The organism is Neobacillus sp. 19 (genome assembly GCF_049463095.1).
Taxonomy (GTDB): Bacteria; Bacillota; Bacilli; order Bacillales; family Cytobacillaceae; genus Neobacillus.
Map to the genome: position 1 here is coordinate 1 of NZ_JBMPZU010000045.1, position 19,806 is coordinate 19,806.

17 protein-coding genes, 1 rRNA gene and 1 pseudogene are annotated in these 19,806 nt (G+C 40.0%); 5 read left to right on the forward strand and 14 right to left on the reverse strand.

Annotated elements, in window-relative coordinates:
* Together ACO1D1_RS14060 and ACO1D1_RS14065 are read right to left on the reverse strand one after the other, a co-directional pair.
* Positions 1 to 583: ribosomal RNA gene (locus tag ACO1D1_RS14060) — 16S ribosomal RNA — on the reverse strand; the annotation flags it as partial.
* Positions 584 to 859: 276 nt separating this feature from the next.
* Positions 860 to 1,735: a nucleotidyltransferase-like protein gene (locus ACO1D1_RS14065; RefSeq protein WP_149869117.1), complete on the reverse strand. Its 876-nt coding sequence runs from the start codon at positions 1,733 to 1,735 to the stop codon at positions 860 to 862.
* Positions 1,736 to 1,886: 151 nt separating this feature from the next.
* On the opposite strand from ACO1D1_RS14065, the gene ACO1D1_RS14070 reads away from it, so the two are divergent.
* Positions 1,887 to 2,240: a YgzB family protein gene (locus ACO1D1_RS14070; protein WP_149869116.1), complete on the forward strand. Its 354-nt coding sequence runs from the start codon at positions 1,887 to 1,889 to the stop codon at positions 2,238 to 2,240.
* Between the two features lie 94 nt (positions 2,241 to 2,334).
* Here ACO1D1_RS14070 and perR read toward each other — a convergent pair whose 3' ends face one another.
* The 6 genes from perR to ACO1D1_RS14100 all read right to left on the reverse strand — a co-directional run bounded on the left by perR (position 2,335) and on the right by ACO1D1_RS14100 (position 6,683).
* Positions 2,335 to 2,772 (reverse strand): peroxide-responsive transcriptional repressor PerR, encoded by a 438-nt coding sequence (gene perR, locus ACO1D1_RS14075; protein WP_149869115.1) that lies wholly within the window; start codon positions 2,770 to 2,772, stop codon positions 2,335 to 2,337.
* 311 nt (positions 2,773 to 3,083) lie between these two features.
* Entirely contained in the window at positions 3,084 to 3,551 is a 468-nt protein-coding gene (gene bcp / locus ACO1D1_RS14080; protein ID WP_149869114.1) for a thioredoxin-dependent thiol peroxidase, read from the reverse strand.
* Between the two features lie 90 nt (positions 3,552 to 3,641).
* A complete protein-coding gene (locus ACO1D1_RS14085) occupies positions 3,642 to 3,992 on the reverse strand; it encodes an ion channel (RefSeq protein ID WP_423336268.1) in 351 nt (116 codons plus the stop codon).
* 101 nt (positions 3,993 to 4,093) lie between these two features.
* On the reverse strand, positions 4,094 to 4,879 hold the full coding sequence (locus ACO1D1_RS14090; RefSeq protein WP_423336269.1) for an ABC transporter permease: 786 nt from the start codon (positions 4,877 to 4,879) through the stop codon (positions 4,094 to 4,096).
* A 3-nt stretch (positions 4,880 to 4,882) separates the two neighbouring features.
* Positions 4,883 to 5,674 (reverse strand): ABC transporter permease, encoded by a 792-nt coding sequence (locus tag ACO1D1_RS14095; protein ID WP_423336270.1) that lies wholly within the window; start codon positions 5,672 to 5,674, stop codon positions 4,883 to 4,885.
* Entirely contained in the window at positions 5,667 to 6,683 is a 1,017-nt protein-coding gene (locus ACO1D1_RS14100) for an ABC transporter ATP-binding protein (RefSeq protein ID WP_423336271.1), read from the reverse strand. Before ACO1D1_RS14100 ends, ACO1D1_RS14095 begins: the two co-directional genes overlap by 8 nt.
* 163 nt (positions 6,684 to 6,846) lie before the next feature.
* On the opposite strand from ACO1D1_RS14100, the gene ACO1D1_RS14105 reads away from it, so the two are divergent.
* From ACO1D1_RS14105 to ACO1D1_RS14115, 3 genes and pseudogenes are all read left to right on the forward strand, one after another.
* Positions 6,847 to 8,142, forward strand: coding sequence for a glutamate-1-semialdehyde 2,1-aminomutase (locus ACO1D1_RS14105; protein WP_149869109.1), 1,296 nt, complete (start codon positions 6,847 to 6,849; stop codon positions 8,140 to 8,142).
* Positions 8,143 to 8,463: 321 nt separating this feature from the next.
* Positions 8,464 to 12,933: pseudogene (locus tag ACO1D1_RS14110) on the forward strand (glutamate synthase-related protein).
* A 178-nt stretch (positions 12,934 to 13,111) separates the two neighbouring features.
* Positions 13,112 to 14,188, forward strand: coding sequence for an FUSC family protein (locus tag ACO1D1_RS14115; RefSeq protein WP_423336272.1), 1,077 nt, complete (start codon positions 13,112 to 13,114; stop codon positions 14,186 to 14,188).
* 21 nt (positions 14,189 to 14,209) lie between these two features.
* Here ACO1D1_RS14115 and ACO1D1_RS14120 read toward each other — a convergent pair whose 3' ends face one another.
* The 5 genes from ACO1D1_RS14120 to fabL form a co-directional block, all read right to left on the reverse strand.
* Complete coding sequence (locus ACO1D1_RS14120) at positions 14,210 to 15,976, reverse strand: ABC transporter ATP-binding protein (protein ID WP_423336273.1); 1,767 nt, start codon at positions 15,974 to 15,976, stop codon at positions 14,210 to 14,212.
* Between the two features lie 83 nt (positions 15,977 to 16,059).
* The gene (gene ntdP, locus ACO1D1_RS14125) at positions 16,060 to 16,590 is read right to left on the reverse strand and encodes a nucleoside tri-diphosphate phosphatase (RefSeq protein ID WP_149869106.1); all 531 of its coding nucleotides are present in this window, start codon (positions 16,588 to 16,590) and stop codon (positions 16,060 to 16,062) included.
* Between the two features lie 188 nt (positions 16,591 to 16,778).
* Complete coding sequence (locus ACO1D1_RS14130) at positions 16,779 to 17,036, reverse strand: YgaB family protein (RefSeq protein WP_149869105.1); 258 nt, start codon at positions 17,034 to 17,036, stop codon at positions 16,779 to 16,781.
* Positions 17,037 to 17,234: 198 nt separating this feature from the next.
* A complete protein-coding gene (locus tag ACO1D1_RS14135; protein ID WP_190284837.1) occupies positions 17,235 to 17,531 on the reverse strand; it encodes a gamma-type small acid-soluble spore protein in 297 nt (98 codons plus the stop codon).
* Between the two features lie 75 nt (positions 17,532 to 17,606).
* Positions 17,607 to 18,356 (reverse strand): enoyl-[acyl-carrier-protein] reductase FabL, encoded by a 750-nt coding sequence (gene fabL, locus ACO1D1_RS14140; RefSeq protein WP_423336274.1) that lies wholly within the window; start codon positions 18,354 to 18,356, stop codon positions 17,607 to 17,609.
* 114 nt (positions 18,357 to 18,470) lie between these two features.
* Here fabL and ACO1D1_RS14145 point away from each other — a divergent pair, with 114 nt between their 5' ends.
* Positions 18,471 to 18,653 (forward strand): hypothetical protein, encoded by a 183-nt coding sequence (locus ACO1D1_RS14145; RefSeq protein ID WP_149869103.1) that lies wholly within the window; start codon positions 18,471 to 18,473, stop codon positions 18,651 to 18,653.
* Positions 18,654 to 18,699: 46 nt separating this feature from the next.
* On the opposite strand, the gene mutY is transcribed toward ACO1D1_RS14145, so the two are convergent.
* Positions 18,700 to 19,791 (reverse strand): A/G-specific adenine glycosylase, encoded by a 1,092-nt coding sequence (gene mutY, locus ACO1D1_RS14150; protein WP_423336275.1) that lies wholly within the window; start codon positions 19,789 to 19,791, stop codon positions 18,700 to 18,702.
* Between the last annotated feature and the right edge of the window lie 15 nt (positions 19,792 to 19,806).

Sequence of the window (19,806 nt, forward strand, 5' to 3'; positions counted from 1 at the left end):
CGCTTTACGCCCAATAATTCCGGACAACGCTTGCCACCTACGTATTACCGCGGCTGCTGGCACGTAGTTAGCCGTGGCTTTCTGGTTAGGTACCGTCAAGGTACCGGCAGTTACTCCGATACTTGTTCTTCCCTAACAACAGAGCTTTACGACCCGAAGGCCTTCATCGCTCACGCGGCGTTGCTCCATCAGACTTTCGTCCATTGTGGAAGATTCCCTACTGCTGCCTCCCGTAGGAGTCTGGGCCGTGTCTCAGTCCCAGTGTGGCCGATCACCCTCTCAGGTCGGCTACGCATCGTCGCCTTGGTGAGCCGTTACCTCACCAACTAGCTAATGCGCCGCGGGCCCATCTGTAAGTGTCAGCCGAAACCGACTTTCGACTTTTCCTCATGGGAGGAAAAGAATTATCCGGTATTAGCTCCGGTTTCCCGAAGTTATCCCAGTCTTACAGGCAGGTTGCCCACGTGTTACTCACCCGTCCGCCGCTAACCAACGGGAGCAAGCTCCCATTGATTCGCTCGACTTGCATGTATTAGGCACGCCGCCAGCGTTCGTCCTGAGCCAGGATCAAACTCTCCAAAAAAGTTGAGTTGATTAGCTCATAATTTAAAACGTTGGCTTTTGCTTCTATATAAGAAGCAAATATTATTGTTTGTTGACGTTTTTGTTTGTTTAGTTTTCAAAGAACAATTTCGATTATCTGTCGTAAGCGACTTTATCAATATACCACAAAGCTTTTTACGATGTCAATATCTTTTTTTTAAACCGTCACCCGCGAAAGTTTTATGTGAATGTTTCGCAGCGACGGTTATTAATATACCAAGTATTCTTTAAAAGGTCAATACATTTTATTGTTTTTTTACAATAATTTTTTATTTACCTGATAACAACGATGAAAAACACCGTGACCCTTAGTTTCTATATTGACTACATCTACTAAATGTTTTTCAATCAAATATTCGAGCAGTACTGCTAAATCAACTGAGTATGGAATTAATTCAGACTCATTCATGATTTCATTAAAAACCCAATGTTCCTTCCGGCTTAAAACCTCTAATAAATGAGAAGTGCAAATTTTTGTTCTGGAATAAATCATAAATTCACTTGCAAGGAACAAAAGTTCAAGTCTTTTCTCAAGTGTTTCTTCACTGTTTACAAGTTCTTCATATAATTTAAAGATTTCCGGTTCTATTTGTTTTACTTGATGCCACACCGTAAGTTCCGGGTGAAGCCCGTTTTCTATTACCGCTAATCTGGCAAGATGGTGTAAGGAATGAACAACATGATTATAAGCATCTAAATATTGTTTGCTTTCAAATAACGCTTTGCCATCTACATATCGTCGAATTAACTTTGCAAATTCCAGGCCCATTTTAATTTTTCGACCGTTAAAAGGAAATTCCCTTAGTTCCGTTATTAAATTGGCGACATATTCGTTCCGATCAAAAAGAATTCTAGCCTCATGAATCCATTCAAAAATTTTTCGATTTGTGCCTAGCAGCAGCCATTCCTCCAGTTGGGCCTCTTCAATCACATGCATAGCTGCCTTCTTGTTGTTATACGTATAATGCTTAACAAATAACGGCTGGTCAGCCTGTTTAACAATGATTAATAATATGACATCAAATGAATCGGTAATATGACTTGATTTTTGTTTTTTTTCAACCAACAAGACTCCAAGGGTATTTGATTGACTCGCCCTTTCTTGGTAAATAGGCCGAAGGATGTCTTCCATTCATCATTCCTCCAATTTTTTTCAGGTAGCTTTATATGTTCGACAGCGAGACGTAATTTCCTTCTTTGGTCAGAGACAATTTTCGACATTCTTTGCGAAGGATTTTTTCTTAGAACATAAATATGGTATAGTTTCTCTAGGAGGGAGAAACATGGCAAAATATTCGAGTAAAATAAATAAAATCCGTACTTTTGCATTATCATTAATTTTCATCGGCTTTATTGTTATGTATGCCGGTATCTATTTTCGTACTTCACCAATTATTATGACCATCTTCATGCTTTTGGGTCTTATTTTTATTATCGCAAGTACAGCCGTTTATTTTTGGATTGGGATGTTATCGACAAAAACCATCCAAGTCAAGTGCCCGAACTGTGGAAAACCCACAAAAATGCTCGGCCGAGTGGATATGTGTATGCATTGTCGTGAACCGTTGACCCTTGATCCTACACTTGAAGGACAACAATTTGATGAATCGTACAATAGTAAAAAAGCAGGAAAATAAAATGAGGATGACCGAAACCCGATTGGCTTTTAGCCTTAAGGTTTATGTCACCCTCATTTTTTCTTTTTTTAATCGACCCATTGACCGAATTAAATTAATGGACTTCTTTACTTGCACACTCTGGACAGGAACCATAAATTTCCATGCGGTGATTTTCCACTTTAAAGCCAGTTACGTGGGAAGCAAGATGCTCTACTTCGTCTAAGCCTGGATAATGAAAGTCCACAATCTTTCCACAATTTTCACAAATAACATGGTAATGGTGTGAGGTTACAAAATCAAAACGCGCTGAAGCATCACCATAGGTTAATTCCTTTACAAGCCCAACTTCACGAAATACTCGTAAATTATTGTAAACTGTCGCCACACTCATATTAGGGAATTTCCCTTCAAGGGCTTTATAGATTTCATCTGCAGTAGGATGTGACATCGAGTTTATTAAATATTCAAGTATCGCATGACGTTGCGGAGTAATTCGCACCCCAGTGTCCTTCAAGGTTTCCAACGCTTCTTTTAACTGATTCATCGTCATGCACCTTCTTTCTAAAAAATATTCTTAGATTATAATTGTTATAATTTATTTTACTAAGTTATTAATACTTTTGTCAATATTGTAATCTCATTAACAAGAAATGTTTATCCATGCAATGTTTTGTATTTTATTATATGCATTTTCGATTATTTCTTTCCCATAAAAACTTTTGGTTATTTTCCATAAAAAAAGGGCCGTTATCGACCCAAAAGTTTATCTGAGGAGGTATGCCCTAATAGAATGATATTCACTTACAAGGTTATTGCATTGGACAAATGCCTTTTATCAAGAAAATAGGCAGTAAAATGGGTTTAGAGATTTTCACGGATGTATGTTAACGCATCCTCTACATGCCCCTTCACTTGAACCTTTCTCCATTCTTTCACGACCGTTCCTTCCTTATCAATAATAAAAGTGGATCTTTCAATTCCCATGTATTCTTTGCCAAAGTTCTTCTTTAACTTCCAAACACCATAACTTTCCGCCACTTGATGGTCTGTATCTGCCAATAGTAAAAAAGGCAAGCCGTACTTCTCAACGAATTTCAGATGACGTTCTACCGGGTCTGGACTCACCCCTAAGACTACTGCATCCACATCCGTAAATTGATGAATCTGGTCACGGAAATCACATGCCTCTGTTGTACATCCAGGTGTCATGTCTTTTGGATAAAAATATAGAACTACATGTTTTCCCTTAAGGTTTGATAATGTTATTGTCTCACCAGTATGGGCAGCTAATGTAAAATCAGGAGCCTTCTTCCCAGTTTCAACTGTCATTTTCCTCACTCCACTTTGTAATTTCTTTCTAATTCTAGCCTAACCAAACTTCCCTGCCAAAACAACTATTCTGCACAAAGGGGGTTAGCATTATTTTTCCCGATTGATCATGACTCTAGCAACAAAGGCAGCAGGTAATGTATAACCAATTAACGCTTCAGTCACGGCAATAAACCGGCCTATTCCAAGTGGAATGACATCCCCATTCCCCACAGAAAACAGCATCATCGCACTAAAATAAAAGCTCGTTTCAAAGAGGTTTTTCCCATGTCCATCATTTGCTTCCATGACCACAGGGGTACCAACTAAAGAAAACAAAAGATAAATAAGACCAAATCCGATAATGACCGTTAGATAACAAGTTCCTAAATAAAAAAAATTGTCCACTGAAACTAATTTACCCTTTATCGTGTTTGGAACAAATAATGTTCGGATACTCATAAAAATGCAAAAAATAACGATAGGCAGCAAGAAATAGAACAAGAAAGACCACCTCTAATTCCCGGTTTATTCTAATTCTATTTCTATGCAGGCTTGGTCCATTAATTACCTGCTCCGCGATATTTCTTCACACCTTGATTCCAGAGATAAATAGAAAGCGTAAAAAAAATGACTCCAATGACTGGCGTTAAAAACGCATACCAAAACCACTCTTCTTTTTCTAGAAAAAAGGAAGCGGGATACACACCAACAAAGGCAAACGGCAGAATCCAGGTTAAGACAAAGCGGATTAATTTATTATAAATATTGACAGGATACCGTCCATAATTGCTGATATTGTACATCATTGGCATGAGGGAGGTCCGGGCATCCGCCCAAAAGCTGACACAGGCTAGCATGATGAAAATCCCGCCATAAACCATTGCTCCGCCCACAACGAAAATAATAAACAAGAAAGGATCATACCAATCAACCTGAAGGCCAAGCCTGTACCCGGCATAAAACATAATTGCAAGTCCCGTAATTGATCCTAATAAAGACTCTAATTCAAGTCTTTCAAGTATGATTTGAAAAAGACTATGAATCGGCCTAGTTAAAATCCGGTCCAATTCCCCCTTTACAATATACCGTTCATTAAAATCCCAAATATTAAAAAATGCAGAAAACACGGCATACGGTACAAGAAAAAAACCATAAATAAAAATAATTTCATCCCTGCTCCATCCATGAAGCAAATTGGTATGACCAAAAACAACAAGAATAAAGACAAGGTTAATGGCCTGGGACAGCAAATCAGAGAAAAACTCAACAAATAAATCAGCACGATATTGCAGTCTTGTCTTTAAATATTGCGACATATATTGAAAAAACATCGAAACGTAAAACATGCCTTACCCCCCTTGAATAATCAGCTGTTTTTTTGCTAAACGCCAAAGCAGATAAATTGGCAAAAGGAGAATGACTACCCAAATAAATTGCTGACCAATCGCCGCTATTGCCTGAGGAAATGAAAAGCCTTTGGTAAAAATCATGCTGGGGGTGTAGCTGATCCCTTGAAAAGGCAGAAATTTCATGATATCTTGTGCCCATCCTGGAAAGAAACTAATCGGAAGAAGAAGACCGGAAAATAAATCAATCACGACTCGTTTCGCCCGGATGAGTCCAGCGTTGTTAAATAAGAAGAAAGTTGTAATTCCCGTTAACAAATTAAGCTGAGTATTGATAAAAAAACTTAACAGAGTCGAAATGGCAAACAATCCCCAAACGCTTGGTTCCCATGTGAATTGAATGGGAAAGATGAAATAAACAATGATGAGCCCAGGCGCTGAAAAAAAGAATAACCTAAAGATCCCTTCACCTAACGCCTGCATCGTTTTCATTCCAAGATAATTGTAAGGTCTTATTAATTCGATGGCTACTTTTCCTTCCATGATCTCCTGTGCCATTTCACGGTCAAGGTTGTTAAAGTAAAATGCTCGAGCCATCCACGCGACTGCCACATAGGAGGTCATTTGAACCACGGAAAGCCCTTCGATTTGCTCTTTCACCCCGTAAATGGCAGTCCATAAAAAATAATAAGCGCCAATATTAATACTATAAATGAGAATCCCTGTATAATAGTTAGTCCGGTACGCAAGCATCATAAGGAATCGAATTCTAATCATTTCAATATATTTATCCAACTTCAACAGCACCCTTTTCATAAATATTACGAATGATTTCTTCTGTTGAAGTTTCATTGATTTTGACATCCTTCACCTTGAATGCTGCGACAACTTTCCCAATCACTTGTGAAATCAGTTCATCATTGTCTTCCAAGGCCGCAGTAAAAACTTGGTTCTTATCATCCAGATCCCACTCAACAGGTAAACCATGGGTAAGTTTCTTGACCGCAGTGAGATTAATATTTTCAAGGAATTGAAATTGAAGTTCTTTACGATCTCCCCACTTTTCCTTTAATTCCTTTAATGCCCCGTCATAGATCACTTTTCCTTCATCCAGCATGACAACACGTTCACACAATGCCTCAATATCAGACAGATCGTGGGTGGTCAGCAGGATCGTAGTGTTATACTTCTCGTTGATCTCCTTTAAGAATTCACGGATTTTCAACTTTACCAGTACATCCAGTCCAATGGTTGGCTCATCTAAAAAAAGCAATGGGGGGTTATGAATTAAGGCCGCAGCAAGTTCACAGCGCATTCTCTGGCCAAGGGATAATTTGCGGACAGGTTTATCTAACAGTGGCTCAATGTCTAATGTATTGATGACATGATTCATATGGTCATCGTATTGTTCGTCGGAAACTTTATACACCTTTTTCAACAAACGGAATGACTCCTGAACAGCAATATCCCACCATAATTGTGACCGCTGGCCAAATACAACTCCTATTGTCTGCACGAATCTTTCCCGTTCCTTATGAGGATTCATTCCATTTACAATGATTTCCCCTGATGTAGGTGTTAAGATTCCCGTCAGCATTTTTATCGTCGTTGACTTTCCGGCACCATTTTCACCAATATAACCAACCATTTCCCCCTTTTTAACTGAAAAATTGATATCGTTTACTGCCGGAACTACTTTATAATTCCGTGTTAACAGGTCTCTAAATGCGCCCTTTAAGCCCGTCCGGCTGGAATAGGCTTTAAATTCCTTTCGAAGCTTTTTCACTTCTATTACATTTTCCATTTTTTGTTCCTCCTGAAGCATCACTCTAATCAATTAGTTTAGCTAAATCACTCCGGCAACTCAACTTTCCCGCATCAAATTAAATTATCTAAATGTTAAAACAGATAATAGTTAATAAAAATAGTGCTAAAATGAGAAAGAGATAAATTTAGGAGGTAAAAAAATGCAATTTACGAATTCTGAACGTATACATAACGAAGCATTAGAGCATATTGTCGGAGGCGTTAACAGTCCATCAAGATCTTACAAAGCCGTTGGCGGCGGTGCCCCGGTTGTAATGGAGCGAGGACAAGGGGCTTATTTTTGGGATGTCGACGGCAATCAGTACATTGATTATCTTGCCGCATACGGCCCTATTATCACTGGTCATGCTCACCCCCATATCACTGAGGCGATTAAGCGTGCCGCTGAAACTGGTGTCCTTTATGGAACCCCCACACCATACGAGGTAAAATTCGCTAAAATGATAAAAGAAGCGATACCGTCCCTGGATAAGGTCCGCTTTGTCAATTCCGGAACGGAAGCGGTCATGACCACAATCCGTGTTGCCCGCGCCTATACTGGCCGTGATAAAATCATCAAGTTTGCAGGCTGTTACCATGGTCACTCTGATCTTGTCCTTGTTGCTGCGGGTTCTGGCCCCTCAACACTTGGCACACCGGATTCAGCTGGTGTCCCAAAAAGTATCGCCCAAGAAGTAATTACGGTTCCGTTCAATGATATCGAACCATTTAAAGAGGCATTAGAAAAATGGGGTTCAGAAGTTGCTGCGGTCCTTGTGGAACCAATCGTTGGCAATTTTGGAATCGTTGAGCCGAAATCAGGTTTTCTCGAGCAGGTCAACGAGCTTACCCATGCAGCCGGCGCGTTGGTCATTTATGATGAAGTGATAACAGCATTCCGCTTTATGTATGGCGGTGCCCAAGATTTATTAGGGATTCAGCCGGACTTAACTGCGCTTGGGAAAATAATCGGCGGCGGTCTGCCAATTGGTGCTTACGGCGGCCGGAAAGAAATCATGGAAACAGTTGCCCCGCTAGGACCTGCCTATCAAGCGGGAACAATGGCCGGAAACCCTGCCTCTATGCTATCTGGTATCGCCTGTCTGGAAGTGTTAAAACAAGATGGAATTTATGATTATTTAGATCGATTAGGCGCGATGCTCGAGGAGGGAATCTTGGAAGCTGCCAAGGAATACGATATTCAGATTACCATCAACCGTTTGAAAGGTGCTTTTACCATTTATTTCACAAATGAAACGATTGAAAACTATGAGCAAGCTGAAAATACTGATGGGGAAATGTTTGCAAAGTTTTTTAAGCTAATGCTCAAGCAAGGAATTAATCTAGCTCCTTCGAAATACGAAGCATGGTTCCTAACGATTGCACATACTGAAGAAGATGTTGAAGCAACATTACACGCGGTAAGAAATGCATTTTCCTCACTAAAATCCGAATAATTATGCATTTTTTATGCAGACAAGGAAGTGGAAATCCACTTCCTTTTTATTTTTAATCACGCTGAAAACGCTTACAACATCACCTTTACCCATTAAATCCGGAAGTTTTCTTTTCCATTTCTCATCCAAAATAATGCATATTTATTTGATTTCTGAAAATTCTTATGATAATATTAGAATATTCTTTTTTCTTTTTCCGTCTTTACTGTAATGCCCCACTAAAGCGTTAAACTTTTCTGCAATAAAAACCTATTTTCTCATTCTAAAAGTTTCATAGGAGGTGAAGCGGCTTTAGCGGGTTAACCGATGAAGCCAATGATAATGACACAAAAATGGACCCCTTCCCGATTTAAAGATTTCCATAAACAGGAACACGATGCATGTGGAATAGTCGCTTGCCTAGAGAAGAACAAAATCCCGACAAGAAAGAATATTTTTGACTGTATAGAGGCTCTAGTTACCATGAATCATCGTGCCGGTTTTATAAACGGTGAAGGTGATGGTGTGGGAATTCATATGGATATTCCAACTGAGCTTTGGAAAGAAAAGCTGCAAAAGAATGGCCTTGACCCTCAGATTGCGGAGAAGAATGAATTCGCTGTCGGCCATGTTTTTATCAGCCAAAAAGTGAATTGGGATATAACAAAGCAAGAATTAGTAAAAAAACTTGAGAAAAATGATTTAGTATTAATTTTGGAAACAAATGATGTTACAGACTCCTCTGCCCTCGGACCCATCGCCATTCAAGAGAACCCTGTATTTTGGCAATTTGCCTGCCTACCTGCGAATAAAGGCAAAGATTTAACAAAGATTCTTTTCGATACCCTCGTTGATTTTGAAATCAATGAACACGTCCATGTGGCATCACTCAGCCAAAATCATGTTGTCTATAAAGTAATGGGGGCTGGAAGATATTCTCCCGCGTTACTATCATGACTTAGCAAACCCTCTCGCCCGATCAACTATGACATTAGGTCATAACCGTTATTCTACTAATACATTATCAAGCTTTTTCAGAGTACAGCCTTTTAGTGTCCTAGGACATAATGGCGAAATTAATACGATTGCTAAGCTCCGCGATGAAGCAAAAATGATCAATGTTCCGCTTGTCAAAGACGGCAGTGATTCACAAGATTTAAGCCGCACGATGGAAACATTAATTTGCCGTGAAGGCTACTCATTGTTTGAAGCTATGGATCTATTATTTCCGCCAATCATTAATGAAATCAAGGCCTACCCTAAGCACCTGCAGGATTTATATACGTATCTACGTGAAGCATGGGGGCACTTTGCCCAGGGACCTGCAGGTATCATTTCGCGGTATGGGCAAGAAGCAGTATTTAGTGTGGATGCACTTGGTCTGCGTCCGCTTTGGATGCTGGAGACAGAGAGCTCTTATCTCTTTTCTTCTGAACCGGGAATCATTCCATCAAGTGAGTATGTGAATGACCCAAAGCCATTAGCACCAGGTGAGAAGGTTGGTTTTAAGTGGAACGGTGCGAAATTAGAAGTTTACGAGCAAAACCGTTATCAAGAAGAAGTGTATCAGCGCTTTGCTGAACGGTTAAATATTGACGGATCAAGGCTGCGGTTACTCCCCCTGTTTTAGCTAAAACCGTCACAATGAATTATCCAGACAAACTCCATAACGGACAGTATAAGGCCTTTGGCTGGGAGCGAGATCATATTCAATTAATTGAACAGATGGCGGAAAAAGGAGTGGAACCGATTCGTTCTCTGGGGCATGACGCACCACTAGCGGCCCTTAACCCTGAACGTGTGAATATCGCTGATTATATAAAGGAAAGTGTTGCTGTTGTTACAAATCCAGCCATTGACCGCGATCGGGAAACAGAGCATTTCTCCACTCGTGTCATTATCGGCAAGCGTCCAACATTATTTTTGAAAGAAAAAACGGAAACGGTGTTGGAGTTAACCACTCCTCTTCTATTAGAAGGAAAAGCAGGTTACACATGTTCAGAGACCCTAGGTCAGCCGAGCTTTGATCAAGTTGCGCAGCATTTTCAACAGCAGAAATTAGCAGCCTATTTATCTGCCACATTTAAAAAGGATGAAAATGTAGATCAGGCTATCGCAAGAATTGCGGAGGAAGCCGTTCAGGCTGTCCAGGCAGGAAAAACATTACTCATCCTTGATGATGCAAAATCCCATCAGGAGGATTTCTATTGGATTGACCCACATCTTGTAACATCAGCAATCGATCAGGCGTTAGTCAAAGCAGAATTAAGAAGAGAATGCTCATTAGTATTACGTTCTGCCGCGATTCGCTCGCTGCATGATATTATTACCGTATTTGGTCTTGGGGCCGATTTGGTCAGCCCATATTATATGTTCTTAACGGTTCTCGATGAATCTAATAAGCCGTTATTAAACTTATATAGCGCCCTAACAAAGGGAATTGAAAAGGTAATCTCGACAATAGGAATCCATGAACTCCGCGGTTATGGAAGACTATTCTCAAGTATTGGGCTCCATGAGGAAATTGCGCAAATTTTAAACATCATTAACTTTTTTGGTTCAAAAGAAATTGAATCGAATTTTGAAGCGATGAAGCTTGATGCGTTAAAAAGAGCAGAAGATTATCAGAGTGAGAAGGAAAGAGTCGGAAAAACCTTTCACCTCTTCCCACGGATATGGAAAGCTATTGGTGAAGTGGCTGCAACTGGTGACTATAGTGCTTATCGTGATAAAATCTCTGAACAAGAAACAGAAAATCCAACAACCATTCGCCATTTAGTGCAGCTTAAGAAGACCAATAAACGGGTTTTACCTGCTGACGTCGATCTACGTGTCGGTGATCATGATTTACCGTTTTTGATATCTTCGATGTCCTTTGGTTCGCAGAATGAAACAGCCTTTAGGGCCTATGCTGAAGGGGCAGATCGTTTAAATATGGTCAGCTTAAATGGTGAAGGCGGCGAAATTAAGGATATGCTCGGTAAATATCCGAAGACGCGCGGTCAGCAGATTGCATCCGGCCGTTTCGGAGTGAACGCTGAACTATTAAACTCTTCTAATCTATTAGAAATTAAAATTGGTCAAGGGGCGAAGCCTGGTGAGGGCGGCCACTTACCTGGTTCTAAGGTTACCGCAAAGGTTGCGGAAGCTCGTAATGCAACGCTAGGTTCGGATTTGATCTCACCATCAAACAATCATGATATTTATTCAATCGAAGATTTGGCGCAAATGATTCTTGAATTAAAAACAGCAAACGATCAGGCTAAGATTGCAGTCAAGGTGCCGGTCGTACCGAATATCGGAACTATCGCTGTCGGAATTGCGAAAGCCGGTGCAGATATCATTACGTTAAGCGGCTTTGATGGAGGGACAGGTGCAGCCAGAATTCATGCCCTGCAGTACGTAGGCTTGCCAGTTGAAATTGGTGTAAAAGCAGCCCATAATGCCCTTTTAGAAAGCGGTCTTCGCCACAAAGTAGAAATTTGGGCTGACGGCGGCATGAAGAGTGCTATGGACGTGATTAAAATCATGCTGCTTGGAGCAAATCGTGTCGGATTCGGAACATTGGCAATGCTGTCCATCGGCTGTACGACTTGCCGCGGCTGCCATTTAGATACATGCCATGTTGGTATTGCTACGCAAATTGAATCAGAAGCCCAGGCAAAAGAGCATGGATTAAGACGGTTTGTCCCAAGACAGTTTGATATGGCCGTTCAAGGGATCATGAATCTATTTACAGCTTTTGGATTAGAATTAAAGACACTTGCTGCTTCACTCGGTATTAAAAATTTACAAGATGCTGTCGGCCATTCAGAATTATTGGAGCAAGTAAGAGGAGAACAGCAGCTTAACCTTTCCTACTTGTTAAAACCACTGGAAATCAGCCAATTTGCAAAAATAGAAGCTTCAAAATCTATGGAGGAGGTTCAAATGCAGGTGGCTGCAGGAGCGGAATATCTTGATGCCAGTGTCGAACAGCTCCTTTCTTCGCGAGAATTCGTAAGTGTAACATCTGAACAGCGTGTATTAGGAAGTCGAGTATCCTGTCATCGCGTTCGCGGCAGATTGGACGGCTCCTACAAGCAGCTGGCCCCAGTACAGCTTAAGTATTTGGACGGTTCCATTCCGGGTAACGGCTTAGGTGCCTACAATAGTGAAGGAATTGAGATCACTGTGGAGGGTGGCGGTCAGGATGGGGTTGGAAAAACTTCCTTTGGCGGGGCTATTCAAGTTCTGAAGTCCAAAGGTAAAAATGGGATTTTATTTAATGGTTCAGTTGGTAAAGGGTTTGGCTACGGGGCGCAAAAAGGTTTGCTAATCGCCCAAGGAAATGCCGATGCCCGTGCTGGAATTCGTCTCTCTGGCGCTGATTTAATTATCGGCGGAGCGATGAAAAAGCCACTTCCGGAAAAAGAAGCCGGAAACATCGGTGCGAATGCCAATATTAAAGGATTTGCATTCGAGTATATGACAAACGGCCGCGGGCTCGTGTTAGGTGACCCAGGTCCGTGGATTTGTGCAGGCATGACCGGTGGTGTCGTTTATGTCCGTCAGCAGCCAGAAATGGGATTGACAAAGGATGCTATTACACGACGTGTTGCTAAAGGTGCAAAAGTTTCCGTTGTCGAACTAAATGAAAAGGGAATCCAGGATATAAACGAACTGTTAAATCAATATACTGACTTGTTGGAGAAAAATGGTCAATCCAGTGAGGCAAATCAGCTTCGCGGACTTTTGACCAATCCGGAAAACCACTTTATCCAAATAATCCCTGTGAAAGAACAAGCCGATCCATCTGTTTCAACAGAATGATTGTGAACGTCCGCTGCTATAGCGGACGTTTTTTGGGTACATATAGTTGTAACAATTTGAATAATAATTTCATATACTTTCTCTTGATAAAATGTTTAAATCCATGTATAGTACATATTTGTTCTTCAATGATCAAAATAAAATAATTATTATTATATTTGAAAGGAACTCATTTAGAATGAAGTTAGGTGCCCGCATCTTAAAAACGGGAATAGCTATTGTTTTATCACTCTATATAGGTCAGCTGCTGCACTCACCCTCTCCGCTATTCGCAGGTATCGCAGCAATATTTGCTATCCAACCGACCATTTATCGCTCCTATTTGACGATTATCGAACAAATTCAAGGCAATCTCATCGGTGCATTGCTTGCAGTTATTTTTGTTCTTCTGCTGGGAAATCATATTATTGTCATCGGTTTGGCCGCTATTATTGTTATTATTATCAACCTTAAACTTAAGTTGGAGAATACAATTGGACTTTCTCTCGTCACCTTAATTTCCATTATGGAAACGCAAAGCGGCAGCTTTATTGAATTTGCCGGCATCCGTTTTTCAACGATTATGATTGGGGTATTTTCGGCGTTTATCGTCAACCTTGTGTTTATGCCGCCAAAATATGAGAATAAGTTATATCTAAAAATTGTTGATACGACTGAGGAAATTATAAAATGGATTCGTCTCAGTGCACGCCATGATTATGATCATCAACTTCTTAAAACGGATATTAAAAAATTTAAAGACAGTATCAATACTATGAATCTGTATTATAAGATGCTGAAGGAAGAACGTTACTATTTGAAAAAAAATCTTCCGGAAAAATCGCGAAAGCTTGTTATTTATCGTCAATTAAACATAACGGCAAAAAAAGCACTTGATACGTTAAAAAGACTGCATCGTTATGAAAACGATTTGCTGCAGCTTCCCGAAGAATTTAAGGAGTCCATCCAAAATCAATTAGACAGCCTTATTTATCACCATGAACAGGTTCTTCTAAGGTTCATTGGGAAAATCCCTACACCACCTCCATACCCTGAGGATAATGAATACTTAAATAAAAAGGAGTTATTCGACTTCTTCTTAGCCCATCAAAAGGAATATTCCGATAATAATGATCCACATCTCTATCATACAATGCAAATTATCGCGATGATTATTGATTATGGTGAACAGGTGGAACATCTTGATACATTGATTACCAGCTTTCATTCTTATCATCACAACGAAGTATCAGTTGAAGATGAATATGACGATTAAACAGAAAGAACCCGAGGCAGATTACTCTGCTACGGGTTCTTTTTGTTCTAATTGCTGCACCTGAAATAAATTATAATAATTTCCTCGCTTGGCCATTAGTTCCTCATGTGTTCCTACTTCTACAATTTGACCGTGTTCAATTAGGACAATCCGATTGGCATGTGTAATCGTCGATAACCGGTGTGCCACAATAAAAGTGGTCCGATCCTTCGCCAGCTCTTCAAGTGATTCTTGAATTAAATGCTCACTTTCTAAATCCAGTGCTGATGTTGCCTCATCAAGGATTAAAATCGGTGGATTTTTTAGAAATACCCTGGCAATCGCTACACGTTGTTTCTGGCCTCCGGAAAGCTTCACACCTCTTTCCCCTACCTTTGTGTTGTAACCATCTGAAAGGTTAAGGATAAATTCGTGGGCATTCGCCGCTTTAGCAGCCTGGAAAACTTCCTCTTCGGTAGACCCGGGTTTTCCTAATAAAATATTGTCCATAACGGATTCGCTGAAAAGAATATTATCTTGAAAAACGACACCAATTTTATCCCTTAGGCTTTGAACCTTAAACTGGCGGATATCTGTCCCGTCCAATGTGATTCTACCTTTTGAGACATCATAAAATCGCGGAATCAAACTAACAAGCGTCGATTTCCCACCGCCGCTCATTCCGACTAACGCAATCGTTTCTCCCTTTTTTACAGCTAAATCAATCTCTTTTAAGACCATTTCATCCTCTTTTTCATACGAGAATGAAACATGTTCAAACGAAATATCACCCTTTACCTCATTGCATATCCGTGCATTTGGTTCATCAATAATGTCATACTTCTCATCCAAAAATTCAAATACCCGATCCATTGAGGCGAATGATTGGGTGATGGTTGTCGATGAATTCACCATTCTTCTTAAAGGATTATAAAGCTTGTCAATATAGGCAAAAAAAGCAACCATTGTACCAAGTGATAATTGATCCTGAATAACCAGATAGGCCGAGTAACCAATCACAATTAAAGGGGCAATATCTGTTATTGTATTGACTGCTGCAAATGATTTGGCATTCCAGCTTGTGTGCTGCAATGCTTTATCTAAAAAGTTTTTATTCTGTTTATTAAACTGTGTTTGTTCATATTCTTCAATAGCAAAACTTTTAATTACCGGCATACCCTGAACACGTTCATGTAAATAGCTCTGTACCTCCGCAAGGGCTTGTGAACGTTTCCGTGTTAGACTTCGGAGTTTTCCAAAAAAGTACTTAATGGAAAAAGCATAAAGTGGGAACAGCAAGATCGATACAATCGTTAATTTAACATTCATATAAAACATAAGAATAATTGCTATGACAATGGTGGCCATGTCCAGCCAAAGATTCATTAGCCCTGATATAACAAATGTCTTCGTCTGTTCCACATCATTAATCACACGCGAAATCACTTCTCCAGCACGGGTATTAGAATAATACTTAAAGCTTAGCTTTTGAATATGGGTATACATCTGGTCGCGAATATCATATAAAATTTTACTAGAGGTCCACTGTGCAAAATATTGACGGTAATATTCGATCGGTGGTCTAAGAATGACAAAAATAACGATCATGATGCCCATGATCAGCATTAGTTTATTCACTTTCTCATCATGGGATAATGCATGATTTCCGACAATATCGTCGACTACATACTTAATCAGCATGGGAATAACCAGCGGGATCGAAAATTTCACAATCCCAATGATGACCGTTCCAATAATTTGAAAACGATACGGTTTTACAAATTGAAGGTACCTGCGAATGCTGCTCAAATGAGAGGCACCCCCTTTCATCTTGTTAGTGAGGAAAATAATAACGCCTGTTGATTTCGAAATCAACAGGCGTTCCGAGATATCTAACGTCTGTACGTTAAATAACGTTCATACCAAATATCAATAAAATCTGGTGCAAACGGGCCATTCCGCTGCCGAATCCATTGTATCAATTTTTCCACATTTCGTTTTAAAATTTGATCAATCACATCTGGATACTTCATTTCACGGCGATGGCGTTCATATTCATCTTCGTCTAGTAAATTAAAGGTCATATCAGGATATACCTTGATATCAAGGTCATAATCGATATACTTTAGTGCTTCACCATCAAAAATGAACGGTGAACTTAGATTACAGTAATAATAAATGCCGTCTTCACGTATCATTCCAATGACATTAAACCAGTATTGTGAATGGAAGTAGCAAATAGCCGGCTCCCTCGTGATCCATGTTCTGCCATCTGATTCTGTAACAAGTGTACGGTCATTTCCACCAATCACCAAATTCTGTGACCCTTTTAAAACGGTTGTTTCTTCCCAGACGCGATGGATGTGCCCATTATGCTTATAGCTATGTATTTGCATTGGTTCACCTTCGATGGGTACGCCCATGTTCTCCCCTACCTTCATTCCTGAACGCTTTGAAACCTATTCTAAACCCTTACTCGTTAACAAAGAGAGGTAACAAAGTAAAATTCCTATTTTTTATTATTATAACGGTTAAGAAGAGAATTTAAAACAAAAGAGCCACAATTCATGCGGCTCTTTGTAAAAATTTGCGAATTTTTTTCATTTTTAAACTACATTGAGGCTGATAAGTTGGTTTCCCGATAGGAATTTATAACCTCTTCTGTCTGCTTTTCAAAAATTAATTGAATCTCTTTTAACTCTTTTTTCATCAGTTGAATGTCGTTTTTAATACTTTCAAGGTCCGTGGCATTTTGCAAAGTGTGCAGCTCTTCTTCGATTTGTAGACAACGTTCAAGCTCCGTTTGAAGATACAGTAATTTTTCCATGGTTGCCATTTGTTCGGAAACTAATCGGTTAAACTGATCCATTTCCCTCACCGCCTTATTTTTTAAGCTATTATTATTTATTCTTTGGCAGTTGCTTTTTTCCTTTGACTATTTATGTAGACTAAAGAGAAGTTTTGTCGAAAACCGAAAAGCGTAAGCGCCTTGCTCTGGGGCTGAAGCTAGACACAGAGAAGAAGGCACCCTTTTACGAAAAAGAGCGCCTCCATTTTGTTACGTATGTTAGTCTTGACCAAATTGACCTGCGTTTTGGTTTTTACGAGCTTCTGCAGCTTGGTTTTGTTTTCTTACCTCTTGTGCATTTGTTTCACTGCCAAATTCAGTGCCAAATTGGCCTTGTGAACCGCCTTTTGCAGATTGTGCATTTTGTTTTCTTACTTCTGCAGCATTCGTTTCACTTGCAAATTCAGTACCAAATTGCCCTGCAGCACCTGCACCAGCTTGAGCATTTTGTTGTCTAACTTCCTGGATGTTTGTTCCAGCAGAAGTTTTGTTTGGCTGTTGATTGAATTTTGCCATTGTTATCACCTCCACGAATATAATGTAACCAGGCTTCGTGGAGATTATCCCTGTATTTTATTATTTACAAATAACTTATACGAGCAATGAAATTCCGCCATCTACAATAATGGTTTGTCCTCTAATCATGCTCGACTGGTCTGATAAGAGGAACATAACACTATTTACCATATCGTCAATTTCAACCATTCTTCCTGCCGGAGTTTTTTCCTTTGCTTCTTGGAGCAGCTCTTCCCGGTTTGGAAAATGCTTTAATGCCTCGGTATCGACTGCACCGCCGGAAACAGCATTGACAATAATATTCTTAGGGGCTAATTCTACCGCCAAATAACGTGTTAAGGCTTCAAGAGCTGCTTTTGATACACCAACAACCGTGTAATTTTCCAAATAACGGATGGATCCTAGGGAACTTATGCTGACAATTTTCCCGCCGCCATTTCTTTCCATTAATTTGGCTGCTTCTTGCGCACAGAATAACAGGGCTTTACTATTTATATTTAAAGTCCAATCCCAATGGGACTCCTCCAGTTCCATTACCGGACGCTGCACGCCAGAGGCCGCATTATTGACAAATATGTCTAAACGGCCAAACTCTTGGTCAATTTGCGTGAACATGTCCTTAATTTTAGCGACATCACCCACATTGGCCTTAACGATTAAAACCTTTCTGCCTAATGCCTCAATTTGTTCTGCCACCTCAAGGGCTGATTTTTTACTTCTTGCATAGTTAATAACGATATCGTATCCTGCTTCGGCTAATCGAAGTGCTGTTGCCTTGCCAATTCCTCGGCTGCTTCCAGTAATTAATGCTACTTTTTGAGTCATCTTCCTTTTCCCTTCTTTATGTAAGTAATGGTACTATTTTATCTTTTCTAGGTATAGAAGACAATTAATATAAGACACTAAGGGCAAAATAACAATTGAGAGGAGGTTGCAGGTATGTATGGCGGACGTGATATGACGGAGCTTTCTATGATGGCAAAATCTGATTGGCAGGACTCAGAACTGTCTTTTTTCCATCATTCCTTGCAGCAAATTGCACCTTATTTAAATAGTGAAGGATTGACCATACATCGAGAAATTATCGAAGAAATTGAACATCGCGGCGGAATGAAACCATAAAACGGTTAGAAGAAAAAAGACCGCAACCATTAACTGCGGTCTCTCCTTATATACTATGATACAGTTTAAACATTTTTTGATAGGGAACAGGGAAGGCTAGTTCTTTCATTTCATCAAAGGAAACGAACTTCCATTCTTCTGTTTCCGGAAATTTGGTGTTAATTGTGCCAGTGTAAATTTTCATATTCCAAATTAAATGGGAGAACACATGGTCAACTTGACCGATGATTTGCTCAAGTTGGATCTCTAAATCATGTACTTGTTTAAAAAGACTATTGACCTGGTCACGATTATTTTGCATCGGATGATGAAGCTCGACTGTAGGGAACTCCCATAAATTTGCTAACAGCCCGGCGGCAGGCCGTTTATGAATCAATAATTTTCCGGTTGGGTCAGTTATGATTGCCGCAGCGAGTTGCACATCACGTGTTTTCGTTTTTTTCGTTTTTATTGGCAGCTCATTCTGGACTCCCTCAAAAAATGCTTGGCAATGGTCGCGGACCGGACATAATAAGCATGAAGGAGATGTAGGTGTACAAATGAGAGCACCTAATTCCATTAAAGCCTGATTAAATGAAGAAGGATCTTCATGTGAGATTAATTCACGAACTGCCTTTTCGAAAACTTTTCGGGACGAAGCTTTAGCAATATCTTCCCAAATGGACAGAATTCGTGATAAAACTCTCATCACATTGCCATCAACAGCAGGTTCAGGGATTCCGTAGGCAATACTTAATATTGCACCAGCTGTATAGGGACCTACCCCTTTCAGTTCGGCAATTTCCTTCGGCGTATTGGGCACTTCCCCGTTGTATTTCTCCCTTACCTCTTTAACCGCTGATTGCAGGTTTCGCACCCTAGAGTAGTATCCAAGTCCTTCCCATGCTTTCAGCACTTTATCTTCTTCGGCTTCTGCCAAATCATCAATTGTTGGAAACCATTCGATAAAGCGATTAAAATACGGGATGACCGTATCTACTCTTGTTTGCTGCAGCATAATTTCTGAGACCCATACCTTATATGGATCTTGATCCTTGCGCCATGGCAAGTCCCGTTGTTCTTGTTTAAACCAGGAAATTAAATCATGTTGAAATGCATTTATATTGATTTTATCTGAATTTTCATGTTCAATTAACATAACTTTTACCTCCAG

What these genes read in the sequence shown, in the direction of transcription:
- ACO1D1_RS14065 (WP_149869117.1), bottom strand. Translation starts at nt 1,735, where the DNA reads ATGGAAGACATCCTTCGGCCTATTTACCAAGAAAGGGCGAGTCAATCA.
- ACO1D1_RS14070 (WP_149869116.1), top strand. Translation starts at nt 1,887, where the DNA reads ATGGCAAAATATTCGAGTAAAATAAATAAAATCCGTACTTTTGCATTA.
- perR (WP_149869115.1), bottom strand. Translation starts at nt 2,772, where the DNA reads ATGACGATGAATCAGTTAAAAGAAGCGTTGGAAACCTTGAAGGACACT.
- bcp (WP_149869114.1), bottom strand. Translation starts at nt 3,551, where the DNA reads ATGACAGTTGAAACTGGGAAGAAGGCTCCTGATTTTACATTAGCTGCC.
- ACO1D1_RS14085 (WP_423336268.1), bottom strand. Translation starts at nt 3,992, where the DNA reads ATGAGTATCCGAACATTATTTGTTCCAAACACGATAAAGGGTAAATTA.
- ACO1D1_RS14090 (WP_423336269.1), bottom strand. Translation starts at nt 4,879, where the DNA reads ATGTTTTACGTTTCGATGTTTTTTCAATATATGTCGCAATATTTAAAG.
- ACO1D1_RS14100 (WP_423336271.1), bottom strand. Translation starts at nt 6,683, where the DNA reads ATGGAAAATGTAATAGAAGTGAAAAAGCTTCGAAAGGAATTTAAAGCC.
- ACO1D1_RS14105 (WP_149869109.1), top strand. Translation starts at nt 6,847, where the DNA reads ATGCAATTTACGAATTCTGAACGTATACATAACGAAGCATTAGAGCAT.
- ACO1D1_RS14115 (WP_423336272.1), top strand. Translation starts at nt 13,112, where the DNA reads ATGAAGTTAGGTGCCCGCATCTTAAAAACGGGAATAGCTATTGTTTTA.
- ntdP (WP_149869106.1), bottom strand. Translation starts at nt 16,590, where the DNA reads ATGGGCGTACCCATCGAAGGTGAACCAATGCAAATACATAGCTATAAG.
- ACO1D1_RS14130 (WP_149869105.1), bottom strand. Translation starts at nt 17,036, where the DNA reads ATGGATCAGTTTAACCGATTAGTTTCCGAACAAATGGCAACCATGGAA.
- ACO1D1_RS14135 (WP_190284837.1), bottom strand. Translation starts at nt 17,531, where the DNA reads ATGGCAAAATTCAATCAACAGCCAAACAAAACTTCTGCTGGAACAAAC.
- fabL (WP_423336274.1), bottom strand. Translation starts at nt 18,356, where the DNA reads ATGACTCAAAAAGTAGCATTAATTACTGGAAGCAGCCGAGGAATTGGC.
- ACO1D1_RS14145 (WP_149869103.1), top strand. Translation starts at nt 18,471, where the DNA reads ATGTATGGCGGACGTGATATGACGGAGCTTTCTATGATGGCAAAATCT.
- mutY (WP_423336275.1), bottom strand. Translation starts at nt 19,791, where the DNA reads ATGTTAATTGAACATGAAAATTCAGATAAAATCAATATAAATGCATTT.